This window comes from Pseudomonas sp. SBT1-2, assembly GCF_028640875.1.
In the GTDB taxonomy this organism is placed as follows: domain Bacteria; phylum Pseudomonadota; class Gammaproteobacteria; order Pseudomonadales; family Pseudomonadaceae; genus Aquipseudomonas; species Aquipseudomonas chlororaphis_I.
The window spans coordinates 37329-52921 of the sequence record NZ_JAQZAA010000051.1; the positions used below are offsets into that span (position 1 = coordinate 37329).

Annotated in this window: 15 protein-coding genes and 1 pseudogene; 8 read left to right on the top strand and 8 right to left on the bottom strand. The window is 64.3% G+C overall.

The genetic code is table 11. The features are described from left to right. Positions 1–74: 74 nt before the first annotated feature. Both PVZ78_RS06170 and PVZ78_RS06175 read right to left on the bottom strand, forming a co-directional pair. Positions 75–1976, bottom strand: a complete 1902-nt coding sequence (locus PVZ78_RS06170; RefSeq protein ID WP_273828385.1) for an amidohydrolase — start codon at positions 1974–1976, stop codon at positions 75–77. 228 nt (positions 1977–2204) lie between these two features. Further along, a complete protein-coding gene (locus tag PVZ78_RS06175; RefSeq protein ID WP_009050023.1) occupies positions 2205–3695 on the bottom strand; it encodes an aldehyde dehydrogenase family protein in 1491 nt (496 codons plus the stop codon). A 233-nt stretch (positions 3696–3928) separates the two neighbouring features. Here PVZ78_RS06175 and PVZ78_RS06180 point away from each other — a divergent pair, with 233 nt between their 5' ends. Then, the gene (locus PVZ78_RS06180) at positions 3929–4318 is read left to right on the top strand and encodes an MliC family protein (protein WP_009050022.1); all 390 of its coding nucleotides are present in this window, start codon (positions 3929–3931) and stop codon (positions 4316–4318) included. 157 nt (positions 4319–4475) lie between these two features. Here PVZ78_RS06180 and PVZ78_RS31740 read toward each other — a convergent pair whose 3' ends face one another. From PVZ78_RS31740 to PVZ78_RS06195, 4 genes and pseudogenes are all read right to left on the bottom strand, one after another. Next, on the bottom strand, positions 4476–5471 hold the full coding sequence (locus PVZ78_RS31740) for a methyl-accepting chemotaxis protein (RefSeq protein WP_414860578.1): 996 nt from the start codon (positions 5469–5471) through the stop codon (positions 4476–4478). A 255-nt stretch (positions 5472–5726) separates the two neighbouring features. Continuing rightward, positions 5727–6041: pseudogene (locus PVZ78_RS31745) on the bottom strand (PAS domain-containing protein); the annotation flags it as partial. 236 nt (positions 6042–6277) lie between these two features. Then, a complete protein-coding gene (locus PVZ78_RS06190; protein WP_009050020.1) occupies positions 6278–6682 on the bottom strand; it encodes a DUF1090 family protein in 405 nt (134 codons plus the stop codon). A 128-nt stretch (positions 6683–6810) separates the two neighbouring features. After that, the gene (locus PVZ78_RS06195; RefSeq protein ID WP_009050019.1) at positions 6811–7476 is read right to left on the bottom strand and encodes an HAD family hydrolase; all 666 of its coding nucleotides are present in this window, start codon (positions 7474–7476) and stop codon (positions 6811–6813) included. Positions 7477–7909: 433 nt separating this feature from the next. On the opposite strand from PVZ78_RS06195, the gene peaA reads away from it, so the two are divergent. The 4 genes from peaA to peaD all read left to right on the top strand — a co-directional run bounded on the left by peaA (position 7910) and on the right by peaD (position 12479). After that, the gene (peaA, locus tag PVZ78_RS06200) at positions 7910–9490 is read left to right on the top strand and encodes a quinohemoprotein amine dehydrogenase subunit alpha (protein WP_273828395.1); all 1581 of its coding nucleotides are present in this window, start codon (positions 7910–7912) and stop codon (positions 9488–9490) included. A gap of 79 nt (positions 9491–9569) precedes the next feature. Beyond that, entirely contained in the window at positions 9570–11003 is a 1434-nt protein-coding gene (gene peaB / locus PVZ78_RS06205; protein ID WP_081360275.1) for a quinohemoprotein amine dehydrogenase maturation protein, read from the top strand. Between the two features lies 1 nt (position 11004). Further along, positions 11005–11328, top strand: a complete 324-nt coding sequence (gene qhpC / locus PVZ78_RS06210; protein WP_007921889.1) for a quinohemoprotein amine dehydrogenase subunit gamma — start codon at positions 11005–11007, stop codon at positions 11326–11328. Positions 11329–11351: 23 nt separating this feature from the next. After that, positions 11352–12479 carry a quinohemoprotein amine dehydrogenase subunit beta gene (peaD, locus tag PVZ78_RS06215; RefSeq protein WP_273828386.1) on the top strand — a complete coding sequence of 376 codons (1128 nt, stop codon included), beginning with the start codon at positions 11352–11354 and terminating at the stop codon, positions 12477–12479. A 134-nt stretch (positions 12480–12613) separates the two neighbouring features. Here peaD and PVZ78_RS06220 read toward each other — a convergent pair whose 3' ends face one another. Beyond that, a complete protein-coding gene (locus PVZ78_RS06220; RefSeq protein WP_103331680.1) occupies positions 12614–13015 on the bottom strand; it encodes a lysozyme inhibitor LprI family protein in 402 nt (133 codons plus the stop codon). Positions 13016–13093: 78 nt separating this feature from the next. After that, on the bottom strand, positions 13094–13741 hold the full coding sequence (locus tag PVZ78_RS06225; protein ID WP_053269584.1) for a hypothetical protein: 648 nt from the start codon (positions 13739–13741) through the stop codon (positions 13094–13096). Between the two features lie 208 nt (positions 13742–13949). Between PVZ78_RS06225 and PVZ78_RS06230 the strand changes: the two genes are divergently transcribed. From PVZ78_RS06230 to PVZ78_RS06240, 3 genes are read left to right on the top strand one after another with little or no spacing between them, the layout of a single operon-like run. After that, entirely contained in the window at positions 13950–14405 is a 456-nt protein-coding gene (locus PVZ78_RS06230) for an SRPBCC family protein (RefSeq protein ID WP_101282967.1), read from the top strand. Next, positions 14395–14754 carry an ArsR/SmtB family transcription factor gene (locus tag PVZ78_RS06235; RefSeq protein WP_050899122.1) on the top strand — a complete coding sequence of 120 codons (360 nt, stop codon included), beginning with the start codon at positions 14395–14397 and terminating at the stop codon, positions 14752–14754. Before PVZ78_RS06230 ends, PVZ78_RS06235 begins: the two co-directional genes overlap by 11 nt. Positions 14755–14769: 15 nt before the next feature. Next, positions 14770–15576 carry an aminoglycoside phosphotransferase family protein gene (locus PVZ78_RS06240; RefSeq protein ID WP_273828387.1) on the top strand — a complete coding sequence of 269 codons (807 nt, stop codon included), beginning with the start codon at positions 14770–14772 and terminating at the stop codon, positions 15574–15576. Positions 15577–15593: the final 17 nt, after the last annotated feature.

A 15593-nucleotide genomic window follows, 5' to 3' on the forward strand; every position in this document is an offset into this window, starting at 1 on the left:
GTAGGAGCGAGGCTTGCCCGCGAACCGCGCAGCGGCCATCCAAAGCCCGCTGCCCGGCTTGCGACAGCTAACGATCAGCTATCGGGATTGACATACACCCGGTGGCCGCCTTTCCAGGTTTCGCAGACCTTGATGTCCCTGATGTGGGTGGCCGGCACTTTTTCGTCGAGCGGGTCTTGCTCGAGAATCACCAGGTCCGCGAAATGGCCGTCCTGCAACGACCCGGTCCAGCCTTCGGCGTGGCACTGCCAGGCGGCGTCATAGGTGATGGCTTTCAGGGCCTGCTTGCGCGTCAGGCACTCGGCTTCATTGAGGATCGGTTGCAGCCTTGGGTCGTGGACGAACCGCCCCTGGGCATCGCGAATGCCTTCCATCTTGCGGGTCACCGCCTGTTCCATGGAACGCAGCGGCCCCAGCGGCGTTACCGAGCAGTCGCTGTGCAGGGTCACTTTCAGGTTGTGGTCCAGGGCCGACTGGCACAGGTCGAGCATCTGTTCGGCCTTGCCTTCGAAGATCGCCTGTTTGAAGGCGTAGCCCCAGTAGCCGACATGACCGATCAGGAAACTCGGCGACAGGCCCAGGCGCTGCATGGTCTGCAGGGTGTCCGCGGTCAGCAGCGAGCAGTGCTCGATGCGGTGGCGTTTTTCCAGGGCGCTGCCGCCCTGCAAGGCCGCCTCATAGGCTTGCAGGGTGAAGTCGATGGCCCGGTCGCCGTTGGCATGGATCATCAGCGGCCAGCCGGTTTCGACGGCATTGCGCACCACAGTCTTGTAGGCATCGGGTGTGGTGACCGGGGTGTGGTCCTGGTCGCAGAAATTGAAATTGCCCACCGGCCGCGTCGCCTCGCAGCAGTAGCGCGTGGCCTGGTAGCCCGTCAGCCCCTGGTTGGAACCGTCCGACACCAGCTTGACCGCGCCCTGATAGAAGCGCTTGGCCTGTTCCCGGCTGACCGGCTGGTAGCGCGGCAGCTTGCCGATGGCCTCGGGCGTGCCATCGCAGGCGGCGGCGTAGCCGATCCGCAGCTTGCGGGGGCGGGTCAGGAAGTAGGCGCCCAGTACCAGCTTCGACTGGGAGTCCATCATCGCGTCGTAGAGCAGGGTGATGCCGCGGCGCGAAGCCTTGTCGAAGTAGTCCTCGAGGTGCTTGAAGATATTCAGTATTTCCAGCTGCTGCCGGAGGGGAATGCTCTTGATGGCGGCCAGCACCTCGGCTTCCTGCAGGACTCCGTTGTCGGCCCTTACACCGGTCTTCTTGAACACCGCGTCGCTCGCCGCGGTGTTCAGGTAGGCGGTGTGCATGGACGCGCTGATCAGCAGCATCGGGTGCTGCTTGTCGATGGTGTCCAGGTTGCCGATGTCGTCGCCGGAGCCACAGTGAAAGGTGATGAGTCTGTTCAGGCCGTGGGGGACGACCTGGAACGGCATCAGCGCCGGATCGACCTGATGGCCGAGGATCCAGGTCGAGTTGTCCTTGGGCAGGTTGGCCTGGATGGTGCTTTTCAACCAGTTCCAGTCATAGGTGGGCCGTAGCCGCTGGTTCTTGTGCTCATCGGGGTTGTCGGTATCGATGGCCCCCAGGTTCAGCCAGCCTTCCGTGGCGCAGCTCTGCACGATATGGGCGTGGGGTTCGATCAGGCCGGGCAACAGGGTCTTGCCGTTCAGGGACTGCTTCTTGTAGGTGATGCCCAGGGCATTCATGCGGGCTTCGACGGCGGCCAGGGTGCCGGAGGCGACCACGTCGCCGGCGTGGATGCCCAGGGCCTCGACCCGTTCGTCCATGTTGCCGTCGCGCAAGGGGTAGATGGTGCCGTTGGTAAAGATGATGGACTCGCCGGCCGGTTCCCTGGCCAGTTCATTGGCGTCCTGTGGTTGGTTGGCGCTATGGCTGGCCGGGTCGAGTGTGTCTTTCAGAGCGTTCCAGATGGGGTTGTGGCATCCGCATTGGACGCCGTCGTGATCATGTCCATTTGATCCCATGATGCTTTCCTCGGGTTTTCGGTGGTGATGAGGTGTGGGTTGAAGGGGGTGAGCCAGGTTCGCAGGGCAGCTATCGAGCCAGCTCGGGCTGAGCGTAGCAGCCGTTCGGGGCGCGGACCGGGCAGCGGGTCGGTGACCCTGGACCAGTCGTCGGGAGGCGCCGGGCAGACCCCGGCGCCGCGGTTGAGGAGCGCCTGCGCGAGTGCGGGGCGCTAGGGCTAGCGCGGGTCAGAGCTTGATCAACACCGATTTCAGCTCGGTGTAATGCTCGATCGCCGCGTAACCCATTTCCCGGCCCACGCCGGACATCTTGTAGCCACCGAACGGCAGCGCCGGGTCGAGAGCGCTGTGGCAGTTGACCCAGACCGAGCCGGACTTGATCCGCGGGATCATCCGGTGCACCGCCGCCAGGTCGTTGGACCAGATGCTCGCGCCCAGGCCGTAGGGGCTGTCGTTGGCCATGCGCAGGGCATCGGCTTCGTCGTCGAAAGGAATCGCCACCAGCACCGGGCCGAAGATCTCTTCCTGCACCAGCGAATGCTGCTGGTCGACGTCGACGATCACCGTCGGCTTGACGAAATAACCGGGGCCGAACTGCTCGCCGCCACAGGCGATGGTGGCGCCGCTTTCCCGGCCCATTTCGATGTAGCGCCAGACCCGTTCCTGCTGTCGGGCGGAGATCAGCGGGCCCATGTCGACGCTGGCGTCCAGGCCGCTGCCGAGCTTCATGGCGTTGGCGATGCCGGCGATATCGGCCACCACCTTGTCGAAGTGCTTGCGCTGCACATACAGCCGGGAGCCGGCGCAGCAGACCTGGCCCTGGTTGAAGAAGATCGCGCTGGCGGCGCCGGCCGCGGCGCTGCCCAGGTCGGCGTCGGCCATGACGATGGTCGGCGACTTGCCGCCCAGTTCCAGGGTGACCCGGGTCATGGAGTCCATGGCGATCTTGCCGATTTCCTTGCCCACCGCGGTGGAGCCAGTGAAGGTCAGCTTGTCCACCCGTGGGTTATGGGTCAGGGCGGCGCCTGCGGTGATGCCGGTGCCGGTGACCACGTTGAACACGCCGTCGGGGTAGCCGGCTTCCTGCACCAGTTCGGCGAGTTTCAGCGCGGTCAGCGGGGTTTCGTCGGCCGGCTTGAGCACCACCGTGCAGCCGGTGGCCAGGGCCGGGCCGAGCTTCCAGCAGGCCAGCAGCAGCGGGAAGTTCCAGGCGACGATGGCGCCGACCACGCCCACCGCCTCACGGCGGATGAAACTGTGGAACTGCTGGTCAGGCATCAACGGCACTGAGACCTCGACGCTGCTGCCTTCGATCTTGGTCGCCCAGCCGGCCATGTAGCGCAGGAAGTCGATGGCCAGTTGCACGTCCATGACCTGGGCCACCGCGGCGCTCTTGCCGTTGTTCAGGCATTCCAGCTGCGCCAGCAGCTCGGCGTCGCGCTGCATCAGGTCGGCGAGTTTCCACAGCAGGTTCTGCCGTTCCCGCGGGCGGGTGCGGCTCCAGGGCGAATCGTCGAAGGCCTGGCGCGCAGCCAGCACCGCGCGGTCGACATCGTCCACCGTGGCCCGCGGCACCACGCACAGTTGCTCGCCGGTGGCCGGGTTGCGCAGGGGCATGGTCTGGCCGTCGGCGGCCTCGACCCATTCGGCGCCGATCAGCATGCGCGGCGCGCGCTGGATAAACGCGGTGGTGGCGGGGAGCAGGGTTGCAATAGCCATGACAGAACCTCTTGTTATGCGTGAGGCGAGGGCTTTCGCAACCCCTGTGCCAGTTTTGGCTGGCGCTTAAGTCGATGATTTGAATCGGGTTTATTTGCGGAGGCGGAAGGGCGCCGGATACAGGCTGTCGCAATTTGCGAATGCCTTGAGACAAGTCCGGCCTGAACTTACCCGCCGCGAATTCGTCGTAAAGGGGCTCGTTATAAAAGGAGCATTGAACAAGGAGATGTGCAGTGAAGATTTCAACGATCCTGGGAACCGCCGTGTTGCTGGCTCCATTCTTTGCCCAGGCCGCGACGACCCCGGCCGAGCCGGAACTGCCGGCGTACCAGAGCAGCCTGGCCAGCTACCGCTGCGAGGGTGGGGTAGAGGTGCAGGCGGCGTACCTGAACATCGATAACGGCGCCTCGTTCGCCACCCTGTATTACAAGGGCCAGCTGATACCGATGCATATCGCCCGCTCAGGCTCCGGCGCGCTGTATGTCGCCGACGACGAGCAGAACAGCTACCGCTGGCACACCAAGGGCGACAGCGGCCTGTTGAGCTTCCTGGAAGCCGACCACACCGCCAAGGAGCAGCAGCTGCTCAAGGACTGCAAGGAGCAGAAGGCCGAGGAGCAATAACGCCCTCAGTCGCAGTCTCGCTTGTCCGGCCGGCGAAGGCCCAGGCTGTTGCGTTGTTCCTCCATCCGTCATCGCGAGCAAGCTCGCTCCTACAGGGGGTGCGCATTATCCGTAGGAGCGAGCTTGCTCGCGATAGATCGGCACAAGCGCCGCTGACCTAGCGGTTGAACCGCTCCACCAGCGAGTACTGGGTGGTGGCGGTCTGGGTCAGTTCCTTGCTCAGTTCGGCCGAGTGATGGGCCTGTTCCGAGGTCTGGTCGGCCAGTTGCGCGATGGTGCTGATATTGCGGCTGATTTCCTCGGCGACGGCGCTCTGCTCCTCGGTGGCGGCGGCGATCTGGGTGGTCATGTCGGTGATGTTGGCCACTGCCTCGCTGATGCCCAGCAGCGCCTGGTCGGCCTCCAGCACCCGGGCCACGCCTTCCTCGGCCTGGCGCTGGCCGCTTTCCATGCTCTGCACGGCGTTTTGCGAAGAGTTCTGCAACTGGGTGATCAGCTCATGGATCTGCTGGGTCGATTGCGCGGTGCGCTGGGCCAGCTGGCGCACCTCGTCGGCCACCACGGCGAAACCGCGGCCCATGTCACCGGCGCGGGCCGCTTCGATGGCGGCGTTGAGTGCCAGCAGGTTGGTCTGGTCGGCGATGCCCTTGATCACATCGACCACGGTGCCGATCTCGTCGCTGTCCCTGGCCAGTTGCGCGACGTTCTGCCCGGTCTCGCCGACCACCTGGGACAGGCGTTCGATGGCTTCGCGGGTATCGCGGGCCACTTCGCGCCCACGCCCGGTCAACTGGTTGGCGGCCTGGGTGGCGTCGGCGGTGCGCTGCACATGGCTGGCCACTTCCTGGGTGGTGGCGGCCATCTGGTTGACGGCGGCGGACACCTGCTCGGTTTCCAGTCGCTGGCGGTCCAGGCCGCGGGAGCTGTCGCTGGCCAGGGTGTCAGAGCGGCTGGCCAGGGCATTGAGCTGCTCGGCGCTGTCCTGCAGGCGGGTGAGGCAGGTTTTCAGCCGCGCGTCCTGGCTGACGAAGGCGGTTTCCAGGCACGCCTGGGGGCCGTGGGCGTCGCTGTACATCTGCGCGATCAACGGGTCGCAGGTGGACGAGTCGGCCAGTTGCAGCAGGCGCCGGGCGGCATGGTTCTGGCGCTGCATCGCCAGCAGCGCCAGGGGCACGGAGACCCCGGCGGCCACCGCCAGCGCCAAAGGCGGCGCCAGCCAGAGACCGCTCAGGCCACCGGCCAGGCCCGTGGCCAGGAAGGGCGCCCAGCCGAGCAGGGCCGGTTGCCAGCGATGTCGGCGGGGGATGGCCGGCTGCTGGCGGTTGAGGCGCTGGTAGAGGTCTTGCGCGCGACGGATCTGTTCGGCGCTGGGTTTGACCCGGACCGACTCGTAGCCGACGATCCGGCTGCCCTCGAAAATTGGCGTGACGTAGGCGTTGACCCAGTAATGGTCGCCGTTCTTCGAGCGGTTCTTGACGATGCCCATCCACGGCTGGCCCTGTTTCAGCGCTGCCCACATATGGGCAAAAACCGCGGGGGGGACATCGGGGTGACGGACGATGTTTTGTGGAGCGCCGATCAGGTCATCGCGGTCGAAACCGCTGATGTCCACGAAGGCATCGTTGCAGTAGCTGATGACGCCATGGGCATCGGTGGTGGAGATGAGTTTCTGGTTCGACCCCAGAGCCACTTCGCGTTGTGTAACGGGCTGATTGTTTCTCATTTCCAGATTGCTCCTTTTGTCCTACAAAATCCATCGGCACAATTCAGAACAATCTTAGAGAAATTTTAGAAAATTCCTTGCATAACAATTAGTTGCATTCCCATCTGCGAGGAATTCTGAATACTCCCGAGCGGGTTTTGCAGGTCGTTGAATCCGTTGGGAAAAATCTGGCGCCAAAGCAGCCCGGGCTCGCCGGAGCGAGCCGCTGACGAAGCGCAACGGGCAGGAAGCCCGCTTCAGCTGTCGTGGGCGCCGAGGGCGTATTGCAGGACTTGCAGGGCGTGGGTGAGCCGCGCCTTGCGCTTGTCGATGATGCTCGGGTCGCCATAACGCTGCGCGGCGTCGAGTTCCATCTGGCGCAATATCACCTGGTACTCGGCCTGGCGCAGGGGCGGGTTGTGCTCGAAGTGCAGGCCGTCGCAATAGCGGCTGAGGGGATCCAGCGCCCGTTGCAGGCCGGCCAGTTGGCGGTACGCGGGGTCGGGCAGGAGTTTTTCCAGGCTGCTCTTGATGGCCTCGCCGCGGGTCAGGCAACTGCTGGTGGCTTCCGGCGGGGCCGGTTCGGGGTCTTCCTGGGCGTGGCCCGTGCTGGCTGCAAGGCCAAGCAGGGCCAGCAGGGTGAGGGAGGTGAGGGCGTTCATGAAGGTCCTTGATACGACAGGCGTGCGGGGCGCTATCTTCAAGAGCCAATGCACGTCGGACCATCAGACACAACTGAAAAAGCCTTGGGTTATTTCTGAGTTTTCCCGTCAGACCGTTGGGCGCCGTCTCAGCGCGAGCCGAGCATCCGCTCGATCACCGCCCACAATTGCGGGTCGTTGAAGTCCTCGACCACCAGATGCGCACCGGCGGCCAGCAGGGCCTCGGGGCTCTGGCTGGTGGCCAGGCCGACGGTGAAGATCCCGGCCCCGACCGCGGCGGTCAGGCCGGGGATCGAGTCCTCGAAGGCCATCCCTGCCTCGGCGCTGGCACCCAGGCACTCCAGGCCGGTGAGGTAGGGCAGCGGGTCGGGCTTGGCCCGCGGCAATTCCTCGGCCACCAGCACGGTGTCGAAGCGATCGCCCAGCCCCAGCACGGCCAGCATGTGCTCGGCGTTGGCCCGTGGCGCATTGGTCACCACGCACATGCCGATGCCGCGTTCCCGGGCGAAATCCAGCAGGCGCAACAGGCCCGGCATCGGCGTCAGCTGCGGCGACAACTGGCGAAAGCGCGCCTCCTTGCGGTCGGCAAAGGCCTCGTGCTCGGCCACCGAGCGCTGCGGGAACAGGTAGCGGCACATATTGGCGTTGGCCTGGCCACTGACATGGGCCTCGAACTCTTGATGGGTGAACACCCGGCCATCTTCCTCCAGCAACAACTGCTGCAACGCCAGCAGGTGCAATTGGTCGGTGTCGGTCAGGGTGCCGTCGAGATCGAAAAGCAGGGCATTGAGCATGGCGCGATTCCTGTCAGGGCCGGGGGCTGAAGCGGTTAAGCCAGGCATCGTAGCAGCTGCCAAGGAGGGTGCCACAGCCATTTCTCGGGGGAGATTCAGAATGCAGCTCCGCTGCCAGCGACCTCTCCCTTCCTATGCTTAGCTCTCAAGATTCCTCTGCTCTTGCAGGCACGGGCGGGTCTCGTCTCAGAGTGGAACAGTTGTCGCGAAATTAAACGCGGACGGCCGGCGATTGCCTGGGAGGTGTGTCCTGGAACTCCAGCAAGCCATTGATAAAACACATCATTTGTAAGCTGGCACGCTCCGTGTATTGCTCACCTCAGCCGTTTCTCTTGCCTCCATGCCCGGCGCGACGGGCATGGCAGAAACCATAAAAACGACGCACAACAATAATAAAGCTCCTAATAAAAAGCTCCGTGGAGGTCCGACCTTGATCAAGAGAACACTCCGAGCAGGCATGTCCAGCGGCCTGCTGGCGCTGGCGGTCTGCGCCGCCTTGCATTCCCCTCCCAGCCTCGCGGCGCGCGATGCCCAGGCCATCCTCAAGGAGACCTGCCAGGGCTGCCATACCCCGGAAACGGGGGGCGGCCTGAGCCGCATCAGCCACCAGCGCAAGACCCCGGAAGGCTGGCTGATGAGCATCGCCCGCATGCAGATCATGCATGGCCTGCAGATCAGCGACGACGACCGCCGCACCCTGGTCAAATACCTGGCCGACACCCAGGGCCTGGCGCCGAGCGAAACCGACGGCGTGCGTTACGCCCTGGAGCGGCGCCTGAACACAGTGGAGAAGTTCGACGAGCAGACCAGCCAGATGTGCGGCCGCTGCCACTCCGGTGCGCGGGTCGCCCTGCAACGGCGTCCGGCCCAGGAGTGGGAACGCCTGGTGAACTTCCACCTCGGGCAATGGCCGTCCCTGGAGTACCAGGCGCTGTCCCGCGATCGCGACTGGTTCGACCTGGCGCGCAAGGAGATGGTGCCGCTGCTGGCCAAGCGGTATCCGCTGGACAACCCGGCCTGGACAAAATGGCTGGGCAGCGCACCCAAGGCCGAGACCCTGGCAGGCGACTGGAGCTTCAGCGGCCACCTGCCGGGCAAGGGCGAACTGGCCGGGGTGATGAGCGTCAGCGCCGATGGCAATGACACCTTCAAGGTCAGCGTCAAGGGCCAGTACGCCGACGGCAGTCCGTTCAACGGCGAGGGCAGCGCGATCCTCTACAGCGGCTACGAATGGCGCGGCAATGTCAGCATCGACGGCGTGAGCATGCGCCAGGTGTTCGCTGCCAAAGGCAATGAATTGCAGGGCCGGATGTTCGAGGCCGAGCACGACGAACGCGGCCTGGACTTCGTCGCCGCCAAGCAGGGCAGCAGTCGTTTGCTGGCGGTGCAACCGGGTTACCTGAAGGCTGGCGGTGAAACCGAAGTCACCCTGATCGGCAGTGGCCTCACCGGCAAGCCGAGTTTTGGCAAGGGCGTGGAAGTGCTCGAAGTCCTCGAGCAGAGCCCGCAGCGGATCAAACTCAAACTCAAGGCGGCTGCCGATGCCCAGCCGGGCCTGCGCAACGTCACCGTCGGCACGCTGAAAGGCCCGACGCTGTCGGTCTACAGCACAATCGCCGAAGTCAAAGTCGTGCCTGAGTTCTCGGTGGCGCGTATCGGCGAGGGCGGTGGCTCGACGCCCAAGGTCCAGGGCCGCTTCGATGCCGAAGCCTGGGGCAAGGGCGCCGATGGCAAGCCGTACCGCATCGGCGTGTTCCCGGCGCAGTGGAAGGTCGAAGCCTTCGACGAGCGCGCCAAGGAAGACGAGGACGTCAAGTTCGCAGGCCAGATGCAGGCCGACAGCGGCGTGTTCATTCCAGGCGATGCCGGGCCCAATCCGCAGCGCAAGATGTCCACCAACAACGCCGGCAACCTCAAGGTGATCGCCGCCGTCGACGACGCAGGGAAATCCCTGACCGGCGCAGGCCACCTGATCGTCACCGTGCAACGCTGGAACAATCCACCCATCCCTTGAGGCGCGGTCCGTGACTTGAGACACCCTTTCGGAATGACCGCAGGCCCCCGCGAAAGGGGGCCGGCACAGGAGGTTTGCAATGGGCGCTATCTTGAATCTGGTCGAACGCAACCTGCACGAAGTGCAGGTCGATGCCGACCGCATGCTGTTCCATATCCCCAGCAGTTCGCTGTTCGCCAGCGATGAGTTGACCGGCACCATCATCGACACCTTGCGCGGCCCCGGCTGCACCCCGGAGGACCTGGTCCAGCGCCTCGGCGCACGGTTCAACGGCGAGGAAATCAACGAAACCCTGCGCGAGCTGATCGCCCTGGAACTGGTCAGCGACGGCTCGCCGCTGACCCCGGAGATCGCCGTCAAACGGGTCGAGCGCACGGCGATCAACACCGTGGTGCTCAACGTCAACACCGGCTGCAACCTGAGTTGCACCTACTGCTACAAGGAGGACCTGGACAAGCCCTCGGCGGGCAAGAAGATGGACGTCGAGACGGCCATCGCCTCGGTGGAAATGCTGCTCAGGGAATCCCCCGATGAAGAGCGTTTCACCGTGGTGTTCTTCGGTGGCGAGCCGCTGAGCAACCGCAAGCTGATCGAGTACATGGTCGACTATTGCGAGCAGCGTTTTCGCGAGGCGGGCAAGTTCGTCGAGTTCGTCATGACCACCAATGCCACGCTGCTCACCGAGGAGACGGTGGACTACCTGAATGCCCATCGTTTCGGCTTGTCGGTGAGCATCGACGGGCCGAAGACCGTGCACGACCGCAACCGCATCACCGTGGGCGGGCAGGGCACCTATGACGTGGTGCGGCGCAAGGCGCAGATGCTGCTGGCGCGCTACGACAGCCGCCCGGTCGGCGCGCGGGTGACCTTGACCACTGGCGTCACCGATGTGGAAACCATCTGGGACCACCTGTTCAACGAACTGGGTTTCGCCGAGGTCGGGTTTGCCCCGGTCACCTCGGGCGATATCAGCAGCTTCAACCTCACCGGCGAAGAACTGATCGAAGTCTTCGCCAGCATGAAGCGCCTGGGCCGGCGTTACCTGGAGGCGGCCCTGGAGCATCGCAATATCGGTTTCTCCAACCTGCACCAACTGATCACCGATATCCACGAAGGCCACAAGAAGGCGCTGCCCTGTGGCGCCGGGCTGAAGATGCTGGCGGTGGACCACAAGGGCGAGCTGAACCTGTGCCACCGCTTTACCGGCTCATCGCTGCCGACCTTCGGCAACGTGCGCGACGGCGGGGTGAAGCAGATGGAGCTCAACGACTTCCTGTCCCAGCGCCTGGACCGCAGCAACACCGGCTGCGACAGCTGCCGCATCCGCAATCTGTGTTCCGGCGGCTGCTATCACGAGAGCTACGCCCGCTACGGCGACCCGGCGCACCCGACCTATCACTATTGCGAACTGATGCGTGACTGGGTGGACTTCGGCATCGAGGTCTACAGCCGGATCATGGCCCACAACCCTGCGTTCATCAGCAGCTACATCACTCCGCGCAAGGCTCACTGACATGAAACATCTCAAGCCGATCAATAACAAAGCCCAAAAGCTGGAACAGGCCGCCGACGAGAACCGTATCGAAGAGGTGGTTGCCATGAGTTCGGTGGCCGGTTGTGCCTCGACCACCGACCCGGGCTGGGAAATCGATGCCTTCGGTGGCGTGTCGTCCTTGTGCCAGCCGATGGAGGCCGACCTCTACGGTTGCTCCGACCCGTGCTGGTGGCCGGCCCAGGTGCCGGACATGATGAGTACCTACCCCGACTGGAACAAGGACGCCCAGGCCTCCAACGAGAACTGGCGCAATCTCGGCACCGTGTTCCCCAAAGACAAGTAATCGGTCAGTAGAAGGATTCCAGCATGCTTCGCAAAAATGCCTGCGGCCTGGCCGCTTCCGTGATCCTGGGCGCCTGTTCCCTCGGCGTCCTGGCCGACGACAACACTGACAACAATGCCCTCAACGCCGGCCATGAATACATGGTCACCACCAACTACCCGAACAACCTGCACGTGATCGACCTGGCCAGCGACACGCTGTACAAGACCTGCAAGATGCCCGACGCCTTCGGCCCCGGCACCGTGCAACTGGCGCCGGACCGCAAGGTCGCCTACGTGCTGAACAACCACTACGCCGATGTCTACGGGGTCGAGCTGGACAGTTGCAAGCAGGTGTTCCACGCCAGCATCACCCAGCAGCCGGGGGAAAAGGCCCGCTCGATGTTCGCCTTCACCGTCAGCCACGACGGCAAGGAGCTGTACACCGTGGCCAACCCGACCCAGATGCTCAACGACCGCTATGAGGTCAAGCAGCCGCGGCTGGACGTCTACGCCACCGACGCCGGGCTCAAGGCCAAGCCGGTGCGCAGCTTCCCGGCGCCACGGCAGCTGACCATCATGCAGAGCGGCGACGACGGCTCGCTCTATGTGGCCGGGGCGGATGTGTACAAGGTCGACGTCAAGACCGGCAAGTTCGACGTGCTGATCCCCAGCCGCCACTGGAAACGCCCGAACTACAGCGCGCCGGACGTGCTCTACGTGTGGAACCAGCAGACCTGGCGCCATGACTTCTCGCTGCTCTACACCGCCGCCAAGTTCAAGGACAAGAAACAGGACCCGGCCACCGCCGAGTACCTGTACGGCCTGTTCAGCATCGACTTGAAGACCGGCAAGAGCGAAACCACCGACTTCGGTCCGCTGACGGAAATCTACTTCAGCGGCATGCGTTCGCCGAAGGACCCGAACCTGATGTTCGGTGTGCTCAACCGCCTGGCCAAGTACGACATCAAGCAGAAAAAACTGCTCCAGGCCGCCACCCTGGAGCATTCCTACTACTGCATTTCCTTCAACAAGGCAGGCAGCAAGATCTACCTGGCCGGGACCTTCAACGACGTGGCGATCTTCGATGCCGACAGCCTCAAGCAGATCGGCAGCATCAAGCTGCCGGGCGGGGACATGGCGATCACCACGGCCCAGGTGTTTGTGCGCTAGGCGTTGCTACCGCTATCGCGAGCAAGCTCGCTCCTACAGGGGAATGTGTCATCTCCCGACACCGCACTCCAAATGCATGCGGTCCCTTGTAGGAGCGAAGCTTGCTCGCGAAAAATCTCAAGATCGCCGCCGATTCAATTGCCCGGCACCGGGCAGCTCAGGTCGCCTTCCTGGCACTTGAGGTAGGTCTTGAACGCCTCGACCCGGGCCTTGGTCAGGTCGGTGGTGCAGTTGCTGTAGATCAACGGATAGACGCTGCCACCGGCGACCCCGGAGGCGGCGAACCCGCACTCCGCATCCCGGAAGGCCACCCAGGCGCGCTGGGCGCTGACCAGCAGCTTCTTGCCGTCCGGGTTGTCTTTCAGGCGCTGGGTGATGCGCTGGTAGAGCGTGTTCAGTTCCTTGTCCGCGGCCTGGTGCTGCTCGGCGGCGCACTGGTTCATGGCGGCCTGGGTGGTGGCGTTGGCACAGTCGGCGGCCTGTGCCAGCGGGGTGAGCAGCAGCGGCGCCAGGGCCAGGAAAATGCGTGGGTTCATGGGGATTCTCACAGTGAAGGGGGACACACCGACAAGGGGCATCGCCCGATGTTGGCGTCGCGCGGCAAGGGCCGCCGATCAATCGTCGTCATAATCGCCGCCGGACAGCTCGAAGGCCGCGGCCTCGACCGCGCGGACCGGTGACAGGCTATAGGGCGCGATCTTCAGCCTGTCGAGGCGTCTGCTGTACGCCTGGTTGAAGTCGTCATGAAACGCGGCGAAACCGGGAGACGCGATCAGGGTCCTGATGTCCTTAATGTAGGAACGGTAGTTTTCGACGCTGCTCATGTTGGTAGTGGCATCGCTCGTTGCCCAGACTCGCGCGACCTTCGAATCCCAGATCGGGTAGAGCTGCGGGCGCAGAAAGTGCAGGAGCTTGGAGGTGCCCACTACCGAGTGCAGGCTGTTGGCCAGATCCTGCATCTGCGCCGTGTCGATCAGGACGTCCGACTCCAGTGCGCAGGCGAGGGCGGCCGAGGCTCTATCGACATGTCTGGCATTCACCCGGGCCACCCTGGGCATCCAGCCGTAGCACATCGCCGATAACTGCAACAGCAGGTCGCCACTGTCGTGGGTGCTGGCCAGGGTCCTGGAGGCGGCCAGCAGGGCGGGGTAGGAGCGCAGGTAGGTCAGCGACTGAGGCGTCAGTTCGATCAGCGGCTCGTCGATCAACCTGATCGCCCGGCGCAGTTTTTCAAGGGTGATTGCGGGGGATGTCTGGGTCATCGGAGGCATTCCATTTCTGTTGTCCGCTGCGCTCACTACCGCGTTGGGCAGCGGCGAGGCAGCCATTGGCGAGTGGCGAGCTTAGCCCTGTTTTTCGGCGGCGGGGCGAGGGATTTCAACCTGTGCTTGGCCGGGCGGAAAAAAATACGCAACTATCAGGTTGCATTTTTCGCGAGAGCGTCTAGGGTTTCATCACTGGAGGTGACCCATGAACTCATCAGATCGCATCGAAAGAAAGATCCTGCTCAAGGCAACCCGTTCCCGTGTCTGGGCCGCGCTGGCCGATGCCGAGGCCTTTGGCAGCTGGTTCGGCGTGGCGCTCGCGGGCCAGCGTTTTGTCGTCGGGCAACGCACCCGGGGGCAGATTACCTACCCCGGGTATGAACACCTGGTCTGGGATGTGCTGGTAGAGCGGCTGGAGCCCGAGCACCTGTTCGCCTTCAGCTGGCACCCGTACGCGGTGGAGCCTGAAGTCGATTATTCCGTCGAGCCCAGCACCCTGGTGCAGTTCGAACTCGAAGACCTGGACGGCGGCACCTTGCTGCGGGTGGTCGAGTCGGGGTTCGACGGCATTCCACCCGAGCGGCGGCTCAAGGCGTTTCGCATGAACAGCCGCGGCTGGGACGAGCAGATGAACAATATCGAGACCTACCTTGGCCCCTGATACTTCTTCCCCATCCCTGTTGCCGGTGGCGGCATCGCTGGATGGCTCGGCCATGATCTTCGCGGCACTGGGTGACGAGACCCGCTTGCGGCTCGTCGCCATCCTGTGTGGTGGCGGCGCCATGTCGATCACCCAACTGACCCTCGGCACCGACATCAGCCGCCAGGCGGTGACCAAGCACCTGCAGGTGCTGGCGCAGGCCGGGCTGGTGCGCGACGCCAAGCTGGGGCGCGAGCGCCTGTGGGCGTTCGAGCCAGGCCGGCTGGCCGAAGCCCGGCGCTCGCTGGAGGTGATCAGCCAGCAGTGGGATCAGGCCCTGGGTCAATTGCAGGCCTTTGTCGAGTCATAACGGAAATCATCACGGATGTTCGAGTTTTACCTGAAACGCTGGAACCTGCAGGTCGATGGCGCGCCCATCGTCACCCCTGGCAGCCACCTGTTGCCAGTGCGCCTGGACGACGCGCCGGCGATGCTGAAGATCGCCCTCGACGACGAGGAAAAATACGGCAACCGGCTGATGGCCTGGTGGGCCGGGGAGGGCGCCGCCCGGGTCTACGCGCACCACGGCGATGCCTTGTTGATGGAGCGGGCCATGGGCCGGCGCTCGCTGATGCAGATGGCCCAGGCCGGCGAAGACGACGAGGTCAGCCGGATCGTCTGCGCCAGCCTGGCACGCCTGCATGCGCCACGCTCGACACCCTTGCCGCCGCTGTTGACCCTGCCGGAATGGTTCAAGGCCCTGCGCCTTGCCGCCCGGCGCGAGGGCGGGATGTTCCTGCGCTGCCTGGCCACGGCCGACGAGTTGCTGGCGGCCCCTCGGGAGCAGGTGGTGCTGCACGGCGATATCCATCACGACAATGTGCTGGATTTCGAGGAGCGCGGCTGGCTGGTGATCGATCCCAAGCGGGTCATGGGCGAACGCGGCTTCGATTTCGCCAACCTGATCTGCAACCCGGACTTGCCGACCAGCGGCGATCCGCGGCGCTTCACCCGCCAGGTCGAGGTCATCGCCCAGGCCGCGGGGCTGGAGCGCAAGCGCCTGCTGCAATGGGTGCTGGCCTATACCGGGCTGTCCGCCGCGTGGTTCCTGGAGGACGGCGACATCACCAGCATGGAACACGAACTGCAGGTGGCGGAGTTGGCCATCCAGGCCCTGGAAGGCGCGGCCTAGGGGTTTTGGTCAGTGGT

Excerpts from the sequence above, each read along its gene's own strand:
- PVZ78_RS06220 (WP_103331680.1), bottom strand. The coding sequence starts at position 13,015 with ATGAACCCACGCATTTTCCTGGCCCTGGCGCCGCTGCTGCTCACCCCG.
- peaB (WP_081360275.1), top strand. The coding sequence starts at position 9,570 with ATGGGCGCTATCTTGAATCTGGTCGAACGCAACCTGCACGAAGTGCAG.
- PVZ78_RS31740 (WP_414860578.1), bottom strand. The coding sequence starts at position 5,471 with ATGCAGCGCCAGAACCATGCCGCCCGGCGCCTGCTGCAACTGGCCGAC.
- PVZ78_RS06195 (WP_009050019.1), bottom strand. The coding sequence starts at position 7,476 with ATGCTCAATGCCCTGCTTTTCGATCTCGACGGCACCCTGACCGACACC.
- peaD (WP_273828386.1), top strand. The coding sequence starts at position 11,352 with ATGCTTCGCAAAAATGCCTGCGGCCTGGCCGCTTCCGTGATCCTGGGC.
- PVZ78_RS06240 (WP_273828387.1), top strand. The coding sequence starts at position 14,770 with ATGTTCGAGTTTTACCTGAAACGCTGGAACCTGCAGGTCGATGGCGCG.
- PVZ78_RS06175 (WP_009050023.1), bottom strand. The coding sequence starts at position 3,695 with ATGGCTATTGCAACCCTGCTCCCCGCCACCACCGCGTTTATCCAGCGC.
- qhpC (WP_007921889.1), top strand. The coding sequence starts at position 11,005 with ATGAAACATCTCAAGCCGATCAATAACAAAGCCCAAAAGCTGGAACAG.
- PVZ78_RS06170 (WP_273828385.1), bottom strand. The coding sequence starts at position 1,976 with ATGGGATCAAATGGACATGATCACGACGGCGTCCAATGCGGATGCCAC.
- PVZ78_RS06230 (WP_101282967.1), top strand. The coding sequence starts at position 13,950 with ATGAACTCATCAGATCGCATCGAAAGAAAGATCCTGCTCAAGGCAACC.
- PVZ78_RS06225 (WP_053269584.1), bottom strand. The coding sequence starts at position 13,741 with ATGACCCAGACATCCCCCGCAATCACCCTTGAAAAACTGCGCCGGGCG.
- PVZ78_RS06190 (WP_009050020.1), bottom strand. The coding sequence starts at position 6,682 with ATGAACGCCCTCACCTCCCTCACCCTGCTGGCCCTGCTTGGCCTTGCA.